The organism is Enterobacter cloacae complex sp. 382A5, from assembly GCF_050031095.1.
Taxonomy (GTDB): Bacteria; Pseudomonadota; Gammaproteobacteria; order Enterobacterales; family Enterobacteriaceae; genus Enterobacter; species Enterobacter cloacae.
In genome coordinates this window covers 1,719,136-1,738,317 of sequence record NZ_JBLGVK010000001.1, presented here as the reverse complement: position 1 = coordinate 1,738,317, position 19,182 = coordinate 1,719,136, and the positions used below count along the sequence as shown (strand labels likewise).

The window sequence follows — 19,182 nt, the reverse complement described above, 5'->3', positions numbered from 1 at the left end:
TTTATGGCTGCGGTAGCGGCTTTCTCATTCCAGTGACCTCCGGCATGATCTGCCGCATCAACTCCAGAAAACGCCGCAAGCGCGCCGGATAGTAACGGGACCAGGGGTAAACCAGATGCACCGGTAACGCCGCCGGCTGCCACTCGGGAAGTAAATGCACCAGCCGCCCTTCCCGAATATCCTCCTGCACCGTCCAGCTTGATACCACCGCCACGCCAAGCCCGGTGAGAGCCGTATTGCGTGCGACATACAGACTGTCGGTACTGAGGCGGGGAGTAATCGCCACGCGCGCGGTGGCTGGCGAGGCATTGTGAAAAAGCTCCACATGGCGCTGGTAGAAAGAGCTGATAGCTATCCAGGGAAGCTGCTGCAAATCTTCCGGGGTGTTAACCGCCGGAAAACGGGCCAGCAATGCCGGAGAAGCCACCACCGAGCGCGGCACCTCAGCCAGCAGCACGGACACGGTCGCCGGGTCAACCTCGACGCCCACCCGAATCGCACAGTCAAGGTTGTCGCCGAGAAAGTCAGCCGACCGGTCGTTGAGCATCCACTCAATAGAAAGCTGCGGATAACGCTGCAGAAATTCGGTTAACGGTTTCAGGAGCTGATCCTGACCAAACGCGTGCGGGGCGCGTACCCGCAGGACGCCTATCGGTTCGTCTTCCGTCTGCCCTACCTCATCTTCCAGTGCCAGCCAGCTGTCAATCACCCGACGGGCGTGCTGATAGCAGCGCTCGCCGTCATCCGTCAGACGCGTCGTGTGAGTAGTGCGCAATATCAGGCGCACGCCGAGCATCGACTCAAGCGACTGCAACCGTCGGCTCACCGTGGCCTGGGTGGTTGCCAGCTGCCGTGCCGCCGCAGAGAGGGACCCGGCCTCAACAATACGAACAAACGTCCGCATTAACTCCACCCTGTCTATACGCTCAACTCTTTTCATCATCTTTTTGCCTATACGCTAAACGTATAAGCGTTTTACCACCGGGTCCGCTACCGCTGCAAGGCGTGCTGATAAAAAATAGCCACACACGATGAATGAGGAACATCTTATGAACACAACATCCGCCGCCCATGCCGTAAGCCGCTGGGTCATCTTAATGCTGGCGCTCGGTGCGGGCTTCAGTGTGGCATCCATCTATTATGCCCAGCCTCTGCTGCCGCTGATGGGCGCTGACCTGCATCTGAGTATCGAAGGAATGGGCATGGTCCCGACACTTACCCAGGCGGGATATGCTCTGGGGATCCTGTTCCTGCTGCCGCTCGGCGACCGCCACGACCGCAGAACACTGATCCTGATAAAAAGTGCAGCCCTGGCGCTATTTCTGCTTGGCTGTAGCCTGACCGGACAGATCCACTCCCTGCTGCTGGCAAGTCTGCTTATTGGCATGGCCGCCACCATGGCGCAGGATATCGTCCCTGCCGCTGCAATCCTTGCGCCGGAAGGCAAACAGGGGAAAACCGTCGGTACGGTGATGACCGGTCTGTTGCTGGGTATTCTGCTCTCCCGAACCGTCAGCGGCGTGGTAGGTGAGGCTTTTGGCTGGCGCGTCATGTACCAGCTGGCTGCCGCAAGCATTGCGTTTATCGGCGTTGTGATGTGGGCCGTACTCCCGCGGTTTGCCATCCACTCCACCCTGAGCTATCCGGCGCTGCTGCGTTCTATGGAACACCTGTGGCGTCGTTATCCGGCTCTGCGCCGCGCGGCGCTGGCTCAGGGTTTTCTGTCGATTGCCTTTAGCGCCTTCTGGTCCACGCTGGCGGTAATGCTGCTGGAACGTTATCACTTAGGAAGTGCGGTCGCGGGGGGATTTGGTATTGCAGGTGCTGCAGGTGCGTTAGCCGCCCCGCTGGCGGGAGGTCTGGCCGATAAGCTGGGTGCCGGAAAAGTCACGCAGCTCGGTGCGCTTCTTGTGACCGTCTCATTTGCCCTGATGTTCCTGATGCCCGCGCTGGGCCTTCATGGACAGCTCATCCTGATTGCCCTCTCCGCCGTCGGGTTCGATCTGGGTCTGCAGTCAAGCCTGGTGGCGCATCAGAATCTGGTGTATAGCCTTGAGCCGCAGGCCCGTGGACGCCTGAACGCCCTGCTCTTTACGGTAATCTTTATCGGCATGGCACTGGGCTCTGCGCTGGGCAGTAATATCTATACGCTGGCGGGATGGACCGGGGTGGTCGCGCTTGCGACGGTATGCGGCGTCATTGCGCTGGTCATTCGCCTGATTGAGAGCGCTCGCGTCAGCGCCGTGCAGGCAGACATCGCCTAAAAAAAATGCCCAATCCAGACGGATTGGGCAGTCAAAACATGCCCAGTTTCAAGACATGTTCTAAGAGGTAAAGATGTTATTTGTTCAACTGGAACAGCGACATACCCTGCATATCGCTAAACGCTTTATAGGACGCCTGCAAGGCAGCCTGCTGCATAATGTAAGAAGAAATGGCACTGTTCCAGTCAACATCGACCAAATCGCTCATCTGCTGAGTCTGCCCCAGCGCACGGTCATCGCCCAGGTTATCGAGTTTTTCCAGTTCGTTCATCTTGGTACCCACATCCGCCACGACGGTAAGGACATTGTTCTGGGTATTGGTGATGCCGATCTGTGCGTCAGAAATCGCTTTGTTCTGCACTTCCGCCGCCGCAGAGTCGTTATCAACAGGAACCTTGAGCGCGGAAATCGCCGAGTCGAGGATCTTGAACATATTCGTCTCGCCATAACCGCCGCCAGGCAGTTCTTTGGCGTTACTGGTAATACTTTCGAAGATCTGCTGACCAGTGTGGCTAATCACCATATTACGGGCGGTATCAACCTGCTGAGAGATGGCCTGTGTTCCGCCGTTGTAATCACCGGTAACGGAATCAAACGGTGGCGCTTCGGTCTTATAGCCAGCAAAAATATACCGGCCATTACCATCCGCTGAGTTTGCCAGGTTCATCAGCTGATCGCGGATACCCTGTAAGTCACTTGCCAGTGACAGACGATCATCATCACTTAACGTGCCATTTCCTGCATTGACGAGTTTCTCTTTCGCACTGGTAATTGCCGCGTTAACCTGGCTCAGCACGTTATCTTCCAGAGAGACTTTTTGCGTGGCGAATGTTCTCGCCAGGGCAAACTGGCTATTCTGGGATTGAGATTGTGACAGCACAACCGCCTGCGACGCCGCAATAGGATCGTCCGACGGACGGTTAACACGCTTGCCGGTGGACATTTGCTCACCGTAGCTCAGCCACTTGCTCTGGGAATCGGTGATTCCCCGCATGTTCTGGTCGTACATCATCTGGGTGCTAATACGCATTTTTCACCTCAGCCTTAGCGAATATTGATAATTGCATCAAAAAGCGTGCTGGCAGTTTGTAACACCTGCGCATTGGCAAGGTAATACTGCTGATAGCGCTGCAGGTTGCCATACTCTTCGTCGAGGTTTACCCCAGAGATGGACTGCTGCTGCTTAGTCAGTTGCGTCGCCACATTCGCTTTCGTTTCGCTGCTGGTTTTCAGCGCGGCGGTTGAGCTGCCAACCGTACTGACGAGGGAAGCATAGGCATCGTTGAAAGTCTTATTGCCGCCAACAACCTTACTGTTTTGCAGATCGAGCAGTTTTTGGCCATTGCGGTTGTCGCTCTCGCCGCCGTTGCTTGCGGATGCCATAGCCAGTTTGGACTCATCTTTGAACTTGAGCTCCATATTGACGATGACATCAGAAACAGGCTTGACGATGAAACTGTCTTTGGCGTTCGCGCTACCGGTCACGTTGACGCTCAGGCCATCAAAGGAAAGATTGCCACTTGCGTCCGGGGCCATGGTGAAGCTGGTTTTATCCGAACGGGTGATAGTCCAGTCGGTGCCGTTAAACTGCAGCTTATAATCGGTGGCCTGCACTTTGGTGCTGTCTGCCACAGTGGCCGTCATTGCAGCCGTACCGGTATTGCGGCTGTTGGTTACCACGGCTGGCGAACCAAAGTCGAACAGCTTGCCACCGGCATCGCCATTGGCATCAAACCCGGCTTCATGCTGCTTATTCATCGCGTCCGCAAAGGCCAGTGCCAGCTGGTTGAGGTTGTTACGCGCTTTATCCAGATCTTCTGAGCGGAACGTAAACAAGCCCCCCAGAGAACCGGTGGTGACCATTTTCTCGGGAATTTCGACGTTGCCGGACACCTCATCGCTGTAGGCGATAGTCGTCCGGGTCGGATCGGCGCTGGATTTCACCGCAGCTAACTGGTTTGCTTTGCTCCCCTGCACCAGGCTGTAACCGTTGCCAAAGGAGACGTTATAGGTGCCACCGTCCTGAACAGCCACTTCAACACCCACAATTTGGTTCAGCTCACTCACCAGCTGATCGCGCTGATCCAGCAGGTCATTTGGCGATGAACCTGCCCCTACGCCGGTAAGACGGGAAATCTGATCGTTCAGATTCGCAATCTGTTTCGCGTAGTTGTTGATCTGCTCAACGCTTGAAGCGATGGCGGTATTAACCTGAGAATCCTGATCGCGAAGATACTGGTCGTTCGTTTTAAACTGATTGACCAGACCATCCGCTTTTCCCAGCACCGTCTGTCTTGCGGCCGGGTCTTCCGCGTTGCTCACCAGCGTTTGCAGGCTTTTGAAGAAATCCTGAAGCGTCGTCGAAAGTGAGTTGGTGGAATCAGAGAGCACATCGTCAATTTTTGACATCTGCTGATAGCGCGTCGTCAGACCGCTACTCTGCGTTTGCGCGGCGCGCAGTTGGTTGGTGATGAAAGCATCATATTCACGCTGCACACCAGACACATACACCCCGTTGCCCACCCAGCCACCGCCGGTCAGCGTGCTGTTAGACGCACCCAGCACGGTCGTCTGGCGGGTGTAACCTGCCACGTTATAGCTTGAAATGTTATTACTGACGGTATTGAGTGCCGCCTGAGCAGCACTGAGGCCACTCATGGCGCTGTTAATCAAACTGGACATGGAGGTTCCTTTTATTCGTTCAGACACGAGTCCTGATGAAAGTTATCGGCAGCCTCCACCGGGACTTGAGAAGTTTCAGAACAGATTTTCGATATCTGTGCTATAGGCTTTGCTAACTTTCTCGCCCATCGATTTAAGCTGCTGAATCATGCTGGTGAGCTTACGCGCATAGTTCGGATCGGTGGCATAGCCCGCATTTTGCAGGGCCTGCGCGCCCTGCTCAGGCGTAGCCGCCTGCGTAACGGCGGCATAACGCGGGTTGCGGCTCAACAGGCCTACATAATCGGACAACGCTTCCAGATAAGAGCTGTAAACGCGGAATTTTGCTTTGATCTTCACCGCCGCTCCGTTTTCATATTCGGTGGTGGTGATCTCCGTTGTCGGCCCCTTCCAGCTGGCATTCGCCTTCACGCCAAAGATGTTGAAGCTCGGCTCGCCGTTTTCCTTACGGATCTGGCGCTGACCCCAGCCCGATTCCAGCGCGGCCTGCGCCAGAATCAGGTGATGTGGCACCCCACTCTGTTCACTGGCAAGACGGGCCGGCAGCGAAAGCTGTGCCAGGAAGTCTTTGCTGTCACCGGAGAGCGGCTCATCACTGCTCACCGTCGCCTTCGGTATCGCTTTACGCACCATTTGCGTCAGCGCCTGGTTCTGATAGCTGGTCACCGTTTGCAGGTCGAACTTCATCGGCACCTGCTGTGGCTCATCCTTCGGCTGGATCCCCTGCGCGGCTTCGGTCTGTTTGACTATCATGTCAGCCAGACCGAGCCCTTTACCGGCGGTCATCTGCTGCGCAATCTGTTGGTCATACATGCTGGTATACAGACGCGTTGAATCACTGCTGAACATGCCGTCTTTAGGCAGGGTTTCACGCATGCTCTTCAGCATCATCTGTACAAACATCCCCTCCACCTGGCGGGCGACCGGGCGGATATTCGCCGCCGGGTCTTTGCCTGCCTGGGTTTTCAGTTCGTTAAGCGACTGGGCATCCCAGGCCGCGCTGGTCAACAGTTTGCTATCGGTCAGCATCAGATGATTTCCAGTTTGGCGCGCAGACAGCCCGCACTTTGCATGGATTGCAGAATAGACATCAGATCCATCGGCGTTGCCCCCAGGGCATTCAGGGCACGCACCACGCTGTTGAGGTTGGCACTGGAGCGTACGCTCTGCAGCGAGCCCCCGCTCTGACGCAAATCGATCTGGGTTTGCGGCGTTACCACCGTCTGCCCACCACCAAACGGGGTATCCGGCTGGCTGACGTTGGCGGAGCGGTTGACCGTTACCGAGAGGTTACCCTGCGCCACGGCGCAACTGTCCAGCGACACTTCACGGTTCATCACCACCGAACCGGTACGGGAGTTGATGATCACTTTGGCATCCTGAACAGGGACGTTCACTTCCATGTTCTGGATATCGGCCAGCATGCGCACCTGGTTGCTGCCACCCGTTGAGGTGCGGATCTGCACGGTACGGGCATCCAGCGCCGTCGCACTGCCATAGCCGCGGCTGCGGTTGATGGTGTCGGCGATCTGCTGCGCCATGGTGAAATCTTCGTTGTTCAGCTGCAGGTTGATGGTATTCCCCGCGCCGAACTGGGTCGGCAGTTCACGCTCAATGATTGCACCGTTAGTGATACGCCCGCCGTTCAGCTGGTTGACCTGCACGCTGCTGCCGCCTGCAGAGGCCCCCGCGCCGCCCACCAGAATGTTACCCTGCGCCAGGGCATAAACCTGGCTATCCACCCCTTTCAGCGGAGTCATCAGCAGCGTACCGCCGCGCAGGCTTTTGGCGTTACCCATGGAGGAAACCACCACATCGATGGTCTGCCCCTGACGCGCAAACGCCGGGTAGGAAGCGGTCACCATTACCGCCGCCACGTTTTTCAACTGCATGTTGGTGCCCGCCGGTACGGTGATACCGAGCTGGGACAGCATGTTGTTCAAGCTCTGGGTGGTGAATGGCGTCTGGGTGGTCTGGTCACCCGTGCCATCCAGGCCAACCACCAGACCATAGCCAATGAGGGAGTTTTCACGCACGCCCTGAACGCTGGTGAGATCGCGAATGCGGTCAGCCTGGGCAAATGTTGCCACCAGCATCAGCGCCACGGCGAAGATCGATTTAAACATGGGTCACCTCGCTTACATCGGCGATAAATTAAGGAAGAAGCGCTGCAGCCAGCCCATATTTTGCGCTTCGTTGATATAGCCGTTACCGACGTACTCAATGCGCGCATCCGCCACCTGGGTGGACGGAACGGTGTTGGTGCCGCTGATGGTGCGAGGGTTAACCACACCGGAGAAGCGAATGAATTCAGTGCCCTGGTTAATGGCGATCTGTTTTTCACCCACCACATGTAAATTGCCGTTAACCAGCACCTGGTCAACCGTTACCGTCAGCGTGCCGCTGAAGGTATTGCTGGCGTTCGCGCCACCTTTACCGTTGAAGGTATTGCCGCCAGACGCCTCAACATCCGCACGTGCATTGCCGAAGAGTCCCTGCAGATAGCGCGGTACGGTATCGAAGCCAAAATTGGTTTTGCCATCGCGGCTGGCATTCGCCGACGAGCTCTTGCTCGCGCTGACGTTCTCCTGCAGCACAATGGTCAGGGTATCGCCGACGTTACGCGGGCGACGGTCTTCAAACAGCGGCTGATAACCATAGTTGATCGGCTGCGCGGTCTGGAAAATGGAGCCGTTCACCACTGGCGCAGGGCCAGGAACGGGTTGGGCGGTCGTCGCACCCTGGACCAATGGTTTAGACGGGATCCAGGCACATCCGCTAAGGGTGACGGCCAGAACAGTCAGAATCGGATAACGAAACGCCGCGTTTTTTTGCATTGCCTTCATCTTCGAAAACAGGGAGCCGGTGCGGCGTTCACCGCACCGGGCTGCACCTTAGAGTTGCGTCAGTTTCTGCAGCATCTGGTCGGTCGTCGACACTGCTTTACTGTTAATTTCATACGCGCGCTGAACCTGGATCATATTCACCAGCTCTTCCGCCACGTTCACGTTCGAGGTTTCCACATAACCCTGATACAGCAGCCCTGCCCCGTTCAGCCCCGGGGTGCTCTCATTCGGCGTACCGGAGGATTGCGTTTCGGTGTAGAGGTTCTCGCCAATGCTTTCCAGACCGGTATCGTTCATGAAGGTGGTCAGGTTGAGCTGCCCCACCTGAACAGGCGCGGCCTGTCCCTGCTGGGTGACGCTCACCACGCCGTCACGCCCGATGGTGATGCTCAGGGCATTCGCCGGGATCGTGATAGCAGGCTGAACCTGGAAACCACCGGCCGTGACCAGCTGGCCGTTCTGATCGACCTGGAACGAGCCGTCACGGGTATAGGCAGAGGTCCCGTCAGGCAACTGCACCTGGAAGAAACCCTGGCCTTTAATGGCGACGTCTTTGCTGTTGTTGGTCTGAGACAGGTTGCCCTGGCTGTGCAGACGCTCGGTGGCGACCGGACGAACACCGGTACCGATCTGCAAACCTGACGGCAGCGTGGTTTGCTCAGAGGACTGTGCACCCGGCTGACGAATGGTTTGGTAAAGCAAATCTTCGAAAACGGCACGCTGACGCTTGAAACCATTGGTGCTGACGTTTGCCAGGTTGTTGGCAATCACATCCATATTGGTTTGCTGCGCGTCCAGGCCAGTTTTCGCGATCCATAAAGAACTGATCATAGGGAGTCCTGTTAACTCATAGCCAGAAGTTGGTTAGCTTTGCCCGCGTTTTCATCAACGCTGCTGATAATCTTCATCTGCATTTCAAAACGACGGGCGCTGGCGATCATGTCGGTCATGGCTTCGACCGGCTTGACGTTGCTGCCTTCCAGAACACCGGACATCACGCGAATGGTCGGGTCGGCCTGAAGCGTGGCGCCACGGGTGGCCTGAGCCGCCTGGGTCAGACGGAACATACCGTCATCACCACGCTGCACCTCTTTGCCATCCGCTTTGACCAGCTTCAGACGCCCGACGGGCGCAACGGTATTGGCCGGGTCGCCGGGGTTCAACGCGGAGATGGTACCGTCTGCGGCGATGGTCAGCTCTGAGCCTTCCGGCACCGTCAACGGACCCGCTTCACCCATTACCGGGTGCCCCTGAATCGTCAACTGGCCTGTGGCACTGACCTGGATATTACCGTTGCGGGTATAGCCTTCGCCGCCGTCTGCCGTTTGCACGGCCAGCCAGCCGTCCTGCTGCAGAGCAACATCCAGCGGACGGGCGGTGTAATCCATCTGCCCTGGCGTCATGTCTGCACCCGGCGTGGAGGCGGTCACCAGCGTACGCGTCGGCAGGGACAACCCTTCTACCGGCACCGCACGCAGCGCATTGAGCTGTGCGCGGAACCCCGGCGTAGAGGCGTTCGCCAGGTTGCTGGCGGTAACGGCCTGCTGATTGAGCGTCTGACTTGCCGCGCCCATCGCGGTATATATTGCGTGATCCATTGCGCTTTCCTGTTAGCCGCTTAACGCAGGTTAACCAGCGTGTTGAGGATCTGATCCTGGGTCTTGATGGTCTGCGCGTTCGACTGATAGTTACGTTGCGCGACAATCATGTTCACCAGCTCTTTACTCAGGTCGACGTTAGAGGCTTCCAGCGCACCGTTGGTCAGCGTACCGAAGTTACCGGAACCCGCGGTACCCAGCAGCGCGACGCCGGAGGACTGCGTGGCAGACCAGACGTTGTCACCTTCAGACTTCAGACCTTCGTTGTTGGCGAAGTTTGCCAGCACGATCTGGCCCAGAACCTGGGTCTGTTCGTTGGAGTAGTTACCGACCACGGTGCCGTCGTCGTTGATCTGGTAGCTCACCAGGTCGCCCGGTTTAAAACCATTCTGGCTGGTTCCAACGATGTTGTTCGCACCGGTGTTCTGCTGCATGGAGTTCGCAAAACTCATGGCGAAGGTCGCAGGCGTAGCACCAGGAATGGTCTCGGTAGTCAGGTTGATGTTGCCACCGCCGATCAGCGTACCGTTGTTGTTGAAGGTCAGCGTCGTGGCGAGAGAGGCCGTGCTGCCTGCCACGCTACCGTCCTGGGCATACACTTTCCAGGAGTTAGCCGGGGTCGCATCTTTGACGTAAAACAGGTTCATGTTGTGCGCATTACCCTGACTGTCAAAGACGGTGACCGTACCTTTTTTGTTGTAGGTATCCGGGTTGGCCGGATCAAAGGCGGTGGTCGGTGCGGTATCGGTGGAGTTGAGGTTAATCTGCTGGGAAGCCGTGGTGGTGGCCTTCGCGGCCATCAGCGTGGTCGGGATATTGATAGGCTGTGGGTTCGCACCGGTCTGAACCGTTGATGGCGTCCCGGCAACCGGATAACCGGTTAATTGCATCCCCTGCATGTTCACCAGGTTACGGTTTTCGTCCAGCTTGAACTGGCCGTTACGGCTGTAGAACACCGAGCCGTTAGCATCGACCATACGGAAGAAACCGTTCTGGCTGATGGCAACGTCCAGGCCACGACCGGTATTGGTGGTGGTGCCGTCGGTAAAGTCCTGGGTAATGCCTGCAACTTTTACGCCCAGACCCACTTTGGAACCGGCAAACATATCTGCAAATGAAGCAGAACCGGATTTAAAACCATAGGTCGCGGAGTTGGCGATGTTGTTGCCAATGACGTCCAGGTTGGTGGCCGCAGCATTCAGGCCGCTGACCGCTTGAGAAAAGGCCATGACTTACTCCTGATAAGTGTTAAGGCTTAGATAATCTGCCGAACTTCGTCGAGTGTGGTGGTACCAGAAGTACCCAAATCCAGTTTGTTGCCATCGCTACCTTTAATGACGCCCTGGACCAGCGCAAACTGCAGCGGCTGAGCCACCAGCTGGGTAGAGCCATTGCTGGCACTGATTGCCACTTTGTAAGAACCGTTTGGCGCTTTGGTGCCGTCGGTCAGGCTGCCATCCCAGGTAAAGGTATGAACGCCCGCCTTCAGTTCGCCGATATCAATCGTGCGAACCACGGCGCCGGTAGCGTCGGTGATCGTCGCGGTGACTTTGTCGGCCGCCTGCTGCAGCTCAACGCCAAACGGCGTGGTGGTGGTGGTCGTGTTGCCTTCGGTGGTGCTGGTGCCCGCCAGGATCGTGGTGCCCGGGATCATCACCCCGTGACCAATCAGGCTCGCAGCCTGCAGGGACTGGCTGTTATCAATTTGCCCGGAAACAGAGCCGAGGGTGGTATTGAGTTTCTCAATGCCGCTGACGGTACTGATCTGCGCAAGCTGCGTGGTCAGTTCGTTGTTCTGCATGGGGTTGGTGGGATCCTGGTTCTTCAGCTGTGCCACCAGCAGCGTCAGAAAGCTGCTTTGCAGATCGGAGGCGTTACTTCCCGTCAGGGAGCTGGAACCCGTCGAACTTTTGGCGCCACTGACGCCCGAGTTCGTTGGATCATTCACATTAACGGCGATGGACATGCATGTCTCCTTTACTGGCCGAGAGTGAGGGTTTTGAGCATCATGCTCTTCACGGTATTAAGCACTTCGACGTTTGCCTGGTAGCTACGTGAGGCGGACATGGAGTTCACCATCTCCCCCACCACATCCACGTTTGGCATTTTCACGTAGCCGTTCGCATCCGCCAGCGGGTTGCCGGGCTCATACACCAGCTTGTCCGGTGCCTGGCTTTCCACCACGTCAGAGACTTTCACCCCGCCCGTCGCCGCGCCTGGTGCAGCATCCACCTGGAACACCACCTGCTTTGCACGATAAGGCTGTCCGTCAGGTCCGGTCACGCTGTCGGCGTTCGCCAGGTTACTGGCAGCCACGTTCAGGCGCTTGGACTGCGCGGTTAACGCCGAGCCGGCGATATCGAAAATATTCAGCAAGGCCATTTATCCGTTGCCCCCCTGCAGGACGTTCATCATGCTTTTGATCTGTCCGCCGAGTACGGTCAGGCCCATCTGGTATTTCAGGCTGTTATCGGCAAACTGCGTACGCTCCCGGTCCATATCCACGGTGTTACCGTCGAGTGAAGGCTGGTCGGGAATGCGATAAAGTAAATCGGTCGTGGGCGCCGTCATCGCCTGAGCAGGAATATGGCGTGAGGAGGTCAGAGCGAGCGCGACACCGCTCCCTTCTGCACGTCCACGCTCCATCACTTTTTTAAGCTCACTGGAAAAATCAATATCGCGCGCCTGATACCCTGGCGTATCGGCGTTGGCAATATTGGCGGCTAAAATCTCCTGCCGCTGGGCGCGTAAATTGAGCGCTTCCTGCTGAAAACGTAACGCGGCGTCGAGTTTATCGAGCATGTCTCCTCCGCTGATGGCAAAATTTCAGTTCACAGCTTAAATCTCACCCCGTCACCCCTATCGACGGAATAAGCGCAAAATGCGTCGCTATTTATTCCGTTGATGCAAAACCACTGCAGGTAGAATCCTCTCAATTCGGGTAACGGTGGAATGTGCGATGCAAACGTTAAAACGCGGCCTGGTGGCTACGGCCCTGCTTTTCAGCCCCCTGGTACAGGCTGAAGTACAGGATCAACTGACGGCTTTCTTTGCTCAGCAACTGGCGGGCTTTAGCGACGAAGTCAACGTCACCGTGCGCACGCCACCTAATCTCTATCCCTCCTGTGAGCAGCCGTCGTTCAGCGTAACGGGCACCACAAAACTGTGGGGGAACGTGAACGTGCTGGCGCGCTGTCCGGGTGAAAAACGCTATTTACAGGTTGCGGTACAGGCGACGGGCAATTATGTTGTGGCCGCCGTTCCCATTGCTCGCGGCAGCATGTTGCACGCCAGCAGCGTGACTCTGAAACGCGGTCGTCTGGATCAGCTTCCGCCGCGCACCATGCTTGACATTAACCAGGCACAAGATGCCGTCAGCCTGCGTGATGTCGCGCCAGGCCAGCCGATACAGCTCTCCATGCTGCGTCAGGCATGGCGGGTTAAAGCGGGTCAGCAGGTGATGGTGGTGGCCAACGGCGATGGTTTTCAGATAAACAGTGAAGGGAAGGCATTAAACAATGCCGCGGTGGCGCAAAATGCCCGCGTCAGGATGTCCTCAGGCCAGGTGGTTAGCGGAACCGTCGATTCTGATGGGAATATTCTGATTAACCTATAATCTTTTTAAAGAAATCGCTGCGACTGCCGATAAATAATCAACTAATGATGATGTCAGGCGCCAACGCCGCGAACCCTCGATGAGGACAACACTATGAGCATTGATCGTACATCAGCCCTGAAGCCGGTAAGCGCTGTACAGCCTCGCGAAACGAATGACGCCACGCCGCAGAAAACGCGTGTGGAAAAACCGTCAACGTCCAACAGCACCAGCGTCACCCTGAGCGATGCTCAGGCAAAACTGATGCAGCCAGGCAGCAGCGATATCAATATGGAACGCGTGGAAGCGCTGAAAACGGCTATTCGTAATGGTGAGCTGAAGATGGATACCAGCAAAATTGCTGACGCCCTGATTCAGGAAGCACAGAGTTTCTTACAGAGTAACTAACCGTATGAGTCGACTGTCAGAAATACTGGATCAAATGACGGTTGTCCTGAACGACCTGAAAACGGTCATGGACGCGGAGCAACAGCACCTCTCTTCCGGTCAGATCAACGGCAGCGCGTTGCAGCGTATTACGGAAGATAAAAGTTCGCTTCTGGCGACGCTGGATTATCTGGAACAACAGCGTCGCGCTGAGCAAGATCCTAAGCGCAGTGCGAATGACGATATTGTAGAACGCTGGCAGACCATTACAGAAAAAACCCAGCATCTGCGCCATCTCAATCAGCACAACGGCTGGCTGCTGGAAGGCCAGATTGAGCGTAATCAGCAAGCGCTTGAGGTGTTAAAGCCGCATAAAGAGCCCGGGCTGTACGGTGCGGATGGTCAAACATCAACGGCACGTGTCACGGGCGGGAAAAAGATTTCGATTTGAAGCCCAGGCGACAAATCAGGCAGCGGGGAGCACCCTAAGGTGAACTCCCCTTTTGGCGTTTATGCGGTACGGCGGGCAAACTCTTTCACTTTGAAGCCCAGAACCGCGAGCGTCGCAAAGTAGGCCACAACCCCTACACCCACAACGGCCATCAGCCGCATCAGACGGTAAAGCATGGTGCCCTGCGACCATTCCGGCATGACATGCAGCATGCCAAGCAACGCCGCTGCCATAACCAGCACCGCAACAATCAGACGCATAAAGAAGCTTTTCCAGCCCGGCTGCGGCGTGAAGATATCCTGCTTACGCAACTGCCAGTACAACAGCCCGGCGTTGAGACAGGCCGCAAGACCAATAGACAAGGCCAGACCGGCGTGCTTCAGCGGGCCAATAAAGGCCAGGTTCATCAGCTGAGTCATAATCAGCGTCACAATGGCAATTTTCACCGGCGTTTTGATGTCCTGGCGCGAGTAGAACCCTGGTGCCAGCACTTTAACGACGATCAGCCCCATCAGCCCCACCGAGTAGGCAATCAGCGCCTGCTGCGTCATCGACGCGTCAAAAGCGGTGAATTTGCCGTACTGGAACAGGGAAACGGTCAGCGGCTGCGCGAGGATCCCCAGCGCCACCGCACTCGGCAGCGCCAGCAGGAAGCAGAGACGCAGCCCCCAGTCCATCAGACGGCAATATTCGTCATGGTTTCCGCTGGCAAAACTTTTCGACAGCGACGGCAGGAGAATGGTCCCCAGCGCCACCCCCAACACCCCGGAGGGAAACTCCATCAAACGGTCCGCGTAGTACATCCACGAAACGGAACCGGATTTGAGGAAAGAGGCGAAGATAGTGTTGATGATAAGCGAGATCTGGCTAACCGAAACCCCGAGAATGGCAGGCCCCATCTGCTTAATCACGCGCATCGCACCGGCGTCACGGAAATTAATTCGCGGCAGAACCAGCATGCCGATTTTCTTCAGATGCGGCAGCTGATACGCCAGTTGCAACACGCCGCCCGCCGTCACCGCCCAGGCCAGCGCCAGCACCGGCGGGTTGAAATGGGGCGCGGCGAACAGCGCAAAGCCAATCATGCTGATGTTAAGGAAGGTTGGCGCAAAGGCCGGAACGGAGAAGCGGTTCCAGGTATTGAGGATTGCCCCCACCAGCGAGGCCAGGGAGATCAGCAGGATATAAGGAAAGGTAATACGCAGCAGTTGAGATGTCAGGGCAAATTTATCTGCCGAGTCCGCAAAGCCGGGTGCCGTCACCATAATCACCCAGGGCGCAGCCAGCATCCCGAGTACCGTTACGATCGCCAGGGCCAGCGTCAGGAGACCTGAAACGTAAGCGACAAACACGCGCGTGGCGTCTTCACCCTGCTTGCTTTTATATTCCGCCAGGATAGGAACGAATGCCTGGGAAAATGCCCCCTCGGCAAAAATGCGACGCAATAAATTCGGCAATTTGAACGCGACGAAAAAGGCGTCCGTTGCCATCCCTGCACCAAATACTCTTGCCACAATCGCATCGCGCGCAAAACCCAGCACGCGGGAAAACATGGTCATCGAGCTGACTGCCGCCAGCGATTTTAATAAGTTCATTAATGAGAATTCCCACAACCCTACGGATTTCCAGGACGGGTAAGCGAAAGCGCCACCCATTGAAACCAACAAACGGCGCTTAGTCTACCCGGATTTAAGGGAATTACTATCGGCAGATGTTACAGAGAATTATTCGCTCATGGCCTCTCGCCAGAGCCGCTCAACAATGCGTTGTGCCATGATGGCCTGCTCACCGGACGTTTCCGGAACCGTCTGATTTTGCACACAGGCGATAAAGTGGCGGGCGCATCCGTCAAAGCCGCGCTGCTCGAGGGTGCTTTGCCAGCCAGGCGCCGGTAGCGTGACCACGCCGCTGCCTTTCTCTTCGCGCCATTCGCGCATGTCGGTAATATCATAGAGGGCACCCTCAGTGACCGCCTGCACAGACTCCCGCTGACTGCCGGCCCGGCGATGCATGCTGGTGGTGACCTGCAGATGCTCAAGAGCAAAATGGTGCTCAGCGTAAACCATCTGGCCCTGATCGTTGGTCAACAGGGTGCCGCTTTTAAGCTGGGCTTGCCCGTTGGTTAGCCAGAGCGCCGTATCTACCACGTGCAGGTAATCATCCAGAAGAGTAAAGCGCAGATCGTTCGGTCCGACGCTGTCGGTACGATGCTTATCCATTCGCAGGGACGCGAGCCCACCAGACTTGGCCTTCAACTGCTGGTAAAGCGGCGCAAAACGGCGATTGAAGCCCACCATCAGCGTCAGTTTTTTGCGCGCAGCGAGTTCAATCAGCCGTTCGGCATCCTGAATGTTTTCCGCCAGGGGTTTATCCACACAAACGTGGACCCCGGCATTCAGTAATTCGCTGACCACCTGATAATGGGTGGCGGTAGAGGTGTGCACAAAGACCGCATCGCAGTCGCGCGCCAGATCCTGAAGCGATGCCGCATACGGCATGCGCCAGGTTTCGCAGATCCGCTCGGCCTTCTCGCGGGTAGGTGACCACGCCCCTTGCAGCGTCCAGTCCGTCGCGGCCCCCAGCACAGGCAGCCAGGCCTTTTGCGCAATACCGCCCAGCCCTACCACGCCAACGCGTAATTTTTTCACCGTCAGTCTCCTAAATGTGCCAGCAATGCATCCAGGCGTTGTTTCAGCCCGGCCACCTCTTCCTCCAGCGCCTCTACGCGTGCTGCGAGGCTGTCATGCGCGGCGGGGGCAGCCGAATCTGCTAACACCGTTGACGTATCAACCTCACCGCTAAACAGGTGCATATAGCGGCTTTCACGTTTCCCCGGCTCACGCGCCAGACGTACCACGTAAGGGCCATCCTCGCGGGTGGCAAGCCCATCCAGGGTCTGCTCAACCTCCTGCATATCGGCGAACTCATGCATGCGGGAGGCCCGGGTGCGCAGTTCACCGGGTGTTTGCGCGCCGCGCAGTAACAGCGTGGTGATCACCGCCACCTCGGCGGCACTCAGCTTCAGATCGCCGAACTCAGAATTGCAAAACCGCTGCTCGTACTTGGTCACGCGGTTACCGAAACCGCTGACCGTGCGCAGGTAATGGCGTTTAACCAGCTCATCGAGAATATCCTGCACCTCATGTTCGCCGAGATTCATCACCGGCTCACGGTTGGTTTTCTGGTTACACGCCATCGTCACGGCATTGACGGAGAGCGGATACTGTTCCGGCGTGGTGACCTGTTTTTCCAGCAGGCAGCCAATCACACGCGCTTCTGTTGCGCTTAACTGATATTTCATCTCTTCTCCTTAGCGGCCTGCCGTCCAGTCCCGGGTGGTTAATGCTGTCAGTACGTGGTCGCGCCACTCTCCGTCTATCAGCAGATAATCTTTGGCGTACCCCTCTTTCTCAAACCCCAACCGCGCGAGCAAATTACCGCTGCGCTGATTGTGTGGCATGTAGTTCGCCATAATGCGATGGATATGTTGAGTGCGCTGCATATAACGGATCGCCACCGTTAGCGCCTCATACATCAGCCCCTGCCCTTGCCATTTCTGGCCGATGGAGTAGCCGAGGTAGCAGGCGTGAAACGATCCGCGCACCACGTTGGAAAAGTTGGCAATGCCGATGATCTCTTTTTCCTCCGGATCCAGCAGCGCGAAATAGAACGCGCTTCCCTGCTTGTGGAATTCTGCAATCATGCTGAGGCGCGCCTGCCAGCCGGAAGGGTAGCAGTGGCTCTCATCCCGAACGGGTTCCCAGGGTTTTAAAAACTGGCGATTCTCGGCGTAATAATCCGCCAGACGCCAGGCATCACGCTCGTGCACCAGACGAACAACCAGCCTGTCCGTTGTCAGACGCACTTTTGGCACATTACTGCGATAGCCAAACATCGATACCACTCCTTCCCGTCACTTCTGCTTACCCATTAGCTTTACTATACCTGCGCCTGTGCCGTCTGTGAAAACAGTGACATACCATTTTGACCTCTTTTCACATTTTTCGATGAGAACTCTCTATCAAAGCGCTCTTTTGATAAAAAAATATTGTCACGCGCGGGGGTGGGAAAAAACGTGGCGACACCGCAGAATGTTAGCGTGCTCACCATCCTGTTTTCCCTGGAGGGAAAATGTCCCGCGTATCACAGGCCAGGAGCCTGGGTAAATATTTCCTGCTAGTCGATAACATGCTGGTCGTGCTCGGCTTTTTTGTTGTGTTTCCCCTCATCTCGATCCGTTTTGTCGATCAAATGGGCTGGGCGGCACTGATGGTCGGTATCGCGCTCGGGTTACGCCAGTTTGTCCAGCAGGGTCTGGGCGTGTTTGGTGGCGCCATCGCCGACCGCTTTGGTGCCAAACCGATGATCGTGACGGGCATGCTGCTACGCGCGGCAGGCTTCGCCACCATGGCAATTGCCCAGGAGCCGTGGCTGCTGTGGTTTTCCTGCTTCCTCTCCGGTATCGGTGGCACCCTGTTTGACCCGCCGCGCACCGCGCTGGTGGTTAAACTCATTCGTCCGCAGCACCGGGGACGCTTCTTCTCAATTTTGATGATGCAGGACAGTGCCGGGGCGGTGATTGGCGCCCTGCTGGGAAGCTGGCTGTTGCAGTATGACTTCCGTCTGGTCTGCGCGGCGGGTGCGCTGCTCTTTATTCTGTGCGCGCTCTTTAATGCCCTGTTTCTGCCGGCATGGAAACTGTCGACGGTCAAAGCCCCGGTACGCGAAGGTCTTGGCCGCGTGCTGCGAGACAAACGCTTTGTTACGTACGTGCTGACCCTGACGGGGTATTACATGCTGGCCGTTCAGGTCATGCTGATGCTGCCGATCATGGTAAACGACATTGCGGGCACCCCGGCCGCCGTGAAATGGATGTACGCCATAGAAGCCTGCCTCTCTCTGACCCTGCTCTACCCGATCGCCCGCTGGAGCGAACGGCGTTTTCGCCTGGAGCATCGCCTGATGGCCGGGCTGTTATTGATGACGCTCAGCATGATGCCCATCGGGCTGGTGAACTCGCTCCAGCAACTGTTTACGCTGATTTGCACCTTCTATATCGGCTCCATTATTGCCGAACCGGCTCGTGAAACGCTGAGCGCCTCGCTTGCCGACGCGCGCGCTCGCGGCAGCTATATGGGGTTCAGCCGCCTGGGGCTGGCCTTTGGCGGTGCATTGGGTTACGCCGGCGGCGGCTGGCTGTTCGATGCCGGAAAAGCCCTAAGCCAGCCGGAACTGCCCTGGGTCATGCTCGGCGTGGTCGGCTTTATGACGCTCCTTGCACTGTGGTGGCAATTCAGCCAGAAGCGCAGCGCGAGCGGCATGCTCGAACCTGGGGCATAATATTCCCTGCGGCGGGGCC

Annotated in this window: 21 protein-coding genes; 5 read left to right on the top strand and 16 right to left on the bottom strand. The window is 56.9% G+C overall.

Annotation, left to right across the window (positions count from 1 at the left end; translation table 11 throughout):
- Position 1: 1 nt before the first annotated feature.
- Complete coding sequence (locus ACQG2G_RS08205; protein WP_061773027.1) at positions 2 to 940, bottom strand: LysR family transcriptional regulator; 939 nt, start codon at positions 938 to 940, stop codon at positions 2 to 4.
- Between the two features lie 109 nt (positions 941 to 1,049).
- Between ACQG2G_RS08205 and ACQG2G_RS08200 the strand changes: the two genes are divergently transcribed.
- On the top strand, positions 1,050 to 2,264 hold the full coding sequence (locus tag ACQG2G_RS08200; RefSeq protein WP_013097130.1) for an MFS transporter: 1,215 nt from the start codon (positions 1,050 to 1,052) through the stop codon (positions 2,262 to 2,264).
- A gap of 76 nt (positions 2,265 to 2,340) precedes the next feature.
- Here ACQG2G_RS08200 and flgL read toward each other — a convergent pair whose 3' ends face one another.
- The 11 genes from flgL to flgB all read right to left on the bottom strand — a co-directional run bounded on the left by flgL (position 2,341) and on the right by flgB (position 12,192).
- Complete coding sequence (gene flgL / locus ACQG2G_RS08195; protein ID WP_013097131.1) at positions 2,341 to 3,294, bottom strand: flagellar hook-associated protein FlgL; 954 nt, start codon at positions 3,292 to 3,294, stop codon at positions 2,341 to 2,343.
- Between the two features lie 14 nt (positions 3,295 to 3,308).
- Positions 3,309 to 4,946, bottom strand: coding sequence for a flagellar hook-associated protein FlgK (flgK, locus tag ACQG2G_RS08190; protein WP_013097132.1), 1,638 nt, complete (start codon positions 4,944 to 4,946; stop codon positions 3,309 to 3,311).
- A gap of 75 nt (positions 4,947 to 5,021) precedes the next feature.
- Positions 5,022 to 5,975 carry a flagellar assembly peptidoglycan hydrolase FlgJ gene (flgJ, locus tag ACQG2G_RS08185; RefSeq protein WP_020689612.1) on the bottom strand — a complete coding sequence of 318 codons (954 nt, stop codon included), beginning with the start codon at positions 5,973 to 5,975 and terminating at the stop codon, positions 5,022 to 5,024.
- The gene (locus ACQG2G_RS08180) at positions 5,975 to 7,072 is read right to left on the bottom strand and encodes a flagellar basal body P-ring protein FlgI (protein ID WP_013097134.1); all 1,098 of its coding nucleotides are present in this window, start codon (positions 7,070 to 7,072) and stop codon (positions 5,975 to 5,977) included. Before ACQG2G_RS08180 ends, flgJ begins: the two co-directional genes overlap by 1 nt.
- Positions 7,073 to 7,084: 12 nt before the next feature.
- Positions 7,085 to 7,783: a flagellar basal body L-ring protein FlgH gene (gene flgH / locus ACQG2G_RS08175; protein WP_003857987.1), complete on the bottom strand. Its 699-nt coding sequence runs from the start codon at positions 7,781 to 7,783 to the stop codon at positions 7,085 to 7,087.
- Between the two features lie 57 nt (positions 7,784 to 7,840).
- A complete protein-coding gene (flgG, locus tag ACQG2G_RS08170; RefSeq protein ID WP_008500810.1) occupies positions 7,841 to 8,623 on the bottom strand; it encodes a flagellar basal-body rod protein FlgG in 783 nt (260 codons plus the stop codon).
- 11 nt (positions 8,624 to 8,634) lie between these two features.
- Positions 8,635 to 9,390 (bottom strand): flagellar basal body rod protein FlgF, encoded by a 756-nt coding sequence (locus tag ACQG2G_RS08165; protein ID WP_013097135.1) that lies wholly within the window; start codon positions 9,388 to 9,390, stop codon positions 8,635 to 8,637.
- A 20-nt stretch (positions 9,391 to 9,410) separates the two neighbouring features.
- Complete coding sequence (gene flgE / locus ACQG2G_RS08160) at positions 9,411 to 10,619, bottom strand: flagellar hook protein FlgE (protein ID WP_058684526.1); 1,209 nt, start codon at positions 10,617 to 10,619, stop codon at positions 9,411 to 9,413.
- A gap of 26 nt (positions 10,620 to 10,645) precedes the next feature.
- On the bottom strand, positions 10,646 to 11,356 hold the full coding sequence (gene flgD / locus ACQG2G_RS08155; protein WP_020689616.1) for a flagellar hook assembly protein FlgD: 711 nt from the start codon (positions 11,354 to 11,356) through the stop codon (positions 10,646 to 10,648).
- An 11-nt stretch (positions 11,357 to 11,367) separates the two neighbouring features.
- Positions 11,368 to 11,772, bottom strand: coding sequence for a flagellar basal body rod protein FlgC (gene flgC / locus ACQG2G_RS08150; protein WP_013097138.1), 405 nt, complete (start codon positions 11,770 to 11,772; stop codon positions 11,368 to 11,370).
- Positions 11,773 to 12,192 (bottom strand): flagellar basal body rod protein FlgB, encoded by a 420-nt coding sequence (gene flgB, locus ACQG2G_RS08145; RefSeq protein WP_061771821.1) that lies wholly within the window; start codon positions 12,190 to 12,192, stop codon positions 11,773 to 11,775.
- Between the two features lie 157 nt (positions 12,193 to 12,349).
- Here flgB and flgA point away from each other — a divergent pair, with 157 nt between their 5' ends.
- From flgA to flgN, 3 genes are all read left to right on the top strand, one after another.
- Positions 12,350 to 13,006 carry a flagellar basal body P-ring formation chaperone FlgA gene (gene flgA / locus ACQG2G_RS08140; protein ID WP_013097140.1) on the top strand — a complete coding sequence of 219 codons (657 nt, stop codon included), beginning with the start codon at positions 12,350 to 12,352 and terminating at the stop codon, positions 13,004 to 13,006.
- A 93-nt stretch (positions 13,007 to 13,099) separates the two neighbouring features.
- Complete coding sequence (flgM, locus tag ACQG2G_RS08135; protein ID WP_013097141.1) at positions 13,100 to 13,393, top strand: flagellar biosynthesis anti-sigma factor FlgM; 294 nt, start codon at positions 13,100 to 13,102, stop codon at positions 13,391 to 13,393.
- 4 nt (positions 13,394 to 13,397) lie between these two features.
- Positions 13,398 to 13,823 (top strand): flagella biosynthesis chaperone FlgN, encoded by a 426-nt coding sequence (flgN, locus tag ACQG2G_RS08130; RefSeq protein ID WP_028027944.1) that lies wholly within the window; start codon positions 13,398 to 13,400, stop codon positions 13,821 to 13,823.
- 59 nt (positions 13,824 to 13,882) lie between these two features.
- Here the strand turns inward: flgN and murJ are convergent, their stop codons facing one another.
- The 4 genes from murJ to rimJ form a co-directional block, all read right to left on the bottom strand.
- The gene (murJ, locus tag ACQG2G_RS08125; RefSeq protein ID WP_061772084.1) at positions 13,883 to 15,418 is read right to left on the bottom strand and encodes a murein biosynthesis integral membrane protein MurJ; all 1,536 of its coding nucleotides are present in this window, start codon (positions 15,416 to 15,418) and stop codon (positions 13,883 to 13,885) included.
- Between the two features lie 129 nt (positions 15,419 to 15,547).
- Entirely contained in the window at positions 15,548 to 16,471 is a 924-nt protein-coding gene (locus ACQG2G_RS08120) for a Gfo/Idh/MocA family oxidoreductase (protein WP_348595878.1), read from the bottom strand.
- 2 nt (positions 16,472 to 16,473) lie between these two features.
- Entirely contained in the window at positions 16,474 to 17,124 is a 651-nt protein-coding gene (locus tag ACQG2G_RS08115) for a YceH family protein (protein ID WP_013097145.1), read from the bottom strand.
- A gap of 9 nt (positions 17,125 to 17,133) precedes the next feature.
- Positions 17,134 to 17,718, bottom strand: coding sequence for a ribosomal protein S5-alanine N-acetyltransferase (rimJ, locus tag ACQG2G_RS08110; protein ID WP_013097146.1), 585 nt, complete (start codon positions 17,716 to 17,718; stop codon positions 17,134 to 17,136).
- 236 nt (positions 17,719 to 17,954) lie between these two features.
- Here rimJ and mdtH point away from each other — a divergent pair, with 236 nt between their 5' ends.
- Positions 17,955 to 19,163, top strand: a complete 1,209-nt coding sequence (gene mdtH / locus ACQG2G_RS08105) for a multidrug efflux MFS transporter MdtH (RefSeq protein WP_023620180.1) — start codon at positions 17,955 to 17,957, stop codon at positions 19,161 to 19,163.
- Positions 19,164 to 19,182: the final 19 nt, after the last annotated feature.

Coding starts and splice junctions, on each gene's coding strand:
- ACQG2G_RS08205 (WP_061773027.1), bottom strand. CDS start 940: ATGAAAAGAGTTGAGCGTATAGACAGGGTGGAGTTAATGCGGACGTTT.
- ACQG2G_RS08200 (WP_013097130.1), top strand. CDS start 1,050: ATGAACACAACATCCGCCGCCCATGCCGTAAGCCGCTGGGTCATCTTA.
- flgL (WP_013097131.1), bottom strand. CDS start 3,294: ATGCGTATTAGCACCCAGATGATGTACGACCAGAACATGCGGGGAATC.
- flgK (WP_013097132.1), bottom strand. CDS start 4,946: ATGTCCAGTTTGATTAACAGCGCCATGAGTGGCCTCAGTGCTGCTCAG.
- flgJ (WP_020689612.1), bottom strand. CDS start 5,975: ATGCTGACCGATAGCAAACTGTTGACCAGCGCGGCCTGGGATGCCCAG.
- ACQG2G_RS08180 (WP_013097134.1), bottom strand. CDS start 7,072: ATGTTTAAATCGATCTTCGCCGTGGCGCTGATGCTGGTGGCAACATTT.
- flgH (WP_003857987.1), bottom strand. CDS start 7,783: ATGCAAAAAAACGCGGCGTTTCGTTATCCGATTCTGACTGTTCTGGCC.
- flgG (WP_008500810.1), bottom strand. CDS start 8,623: ATGATCAGTTCTTTATGGATCGCGAAAACTGGCCTGGACGCGCAGCAA.
- ACQG2G_RS08165 (WP_013097135.1), bottom strand. CDS start 9,390: ATGGATCACGCAATATATACCGCGATGGGCGCGGCAAGTCAGACGCTC.
- flgE (WP_058684526.1), bottom strand. CDS start 10,619: ATGGCCTTTTCTCAAGCGGTCAGCGGCCTGAATGCTGCGGCCACCAAC.
- flgD (WP_020689616.1), bottom strand. CDS start 11,356: ATGTCCATCGCCGTTAATGTGAATGATCCAACGAACTCGGGCGTCAGT.
- flgC (WP_013097138.1), bottom strand. CDS start 11,772: ATGGCCTTGCTGAATATTTTCGATATCGCCGGCTCGGCGTTAACCGCG.
- flgB (WP_061771821.1), bottom strand. CDS start 12,192: ATGCTCGATAAACTCGACGCCGCGTTACGTTTTCAGCAGGAAGCGCTC.
- flgA (WP_013097140.1), top strand. CDS start 12,350: ATGCAAACGTTAAAACGCGGCCTGGTGGCTACGGCCCTGCTTTTCAGC.
- flgM (WP_013097141.1), top strand. CDS start 13,100: ATGAGCATTGATCGTACATCAGCCCTGAAGCCGGTAAGCGCTGTACAG.
- flgN (WP_028027944.1), top strand. CDS start 13,398: ATGAGTCGACTGTCAGAAATACTGGATCAAATGACGGTTGTCCTGAAC.
- murJ (WP_061772084.1), bottom strand. CDS start 15,418: ATGAACTTATTAAAATCGCTGGCGGCAGTCAGCTCGATGACCATGTTT.
- ACQG2G_RS08115 (WP_013097145.1), bottom strand. CDS start 17,124: ATGAAATATCAGTTAAGCGCAACAGAAGCGCGTGTGATTGGCTGCCTG.
- rimJ (WP_013097146.1), bottom strand. CDS start 17,718: ATGTTTGGCTATCGCAGTAATGTGCCAAAAGTGCGTCTGACAACGGAC.
- mdtH (WP_023620180.1), top strand. CDS start 17,955: ATGTCCCGCGTATCACAGGCCAGGAGCCTGGGTAAATATTTCCTGCTA.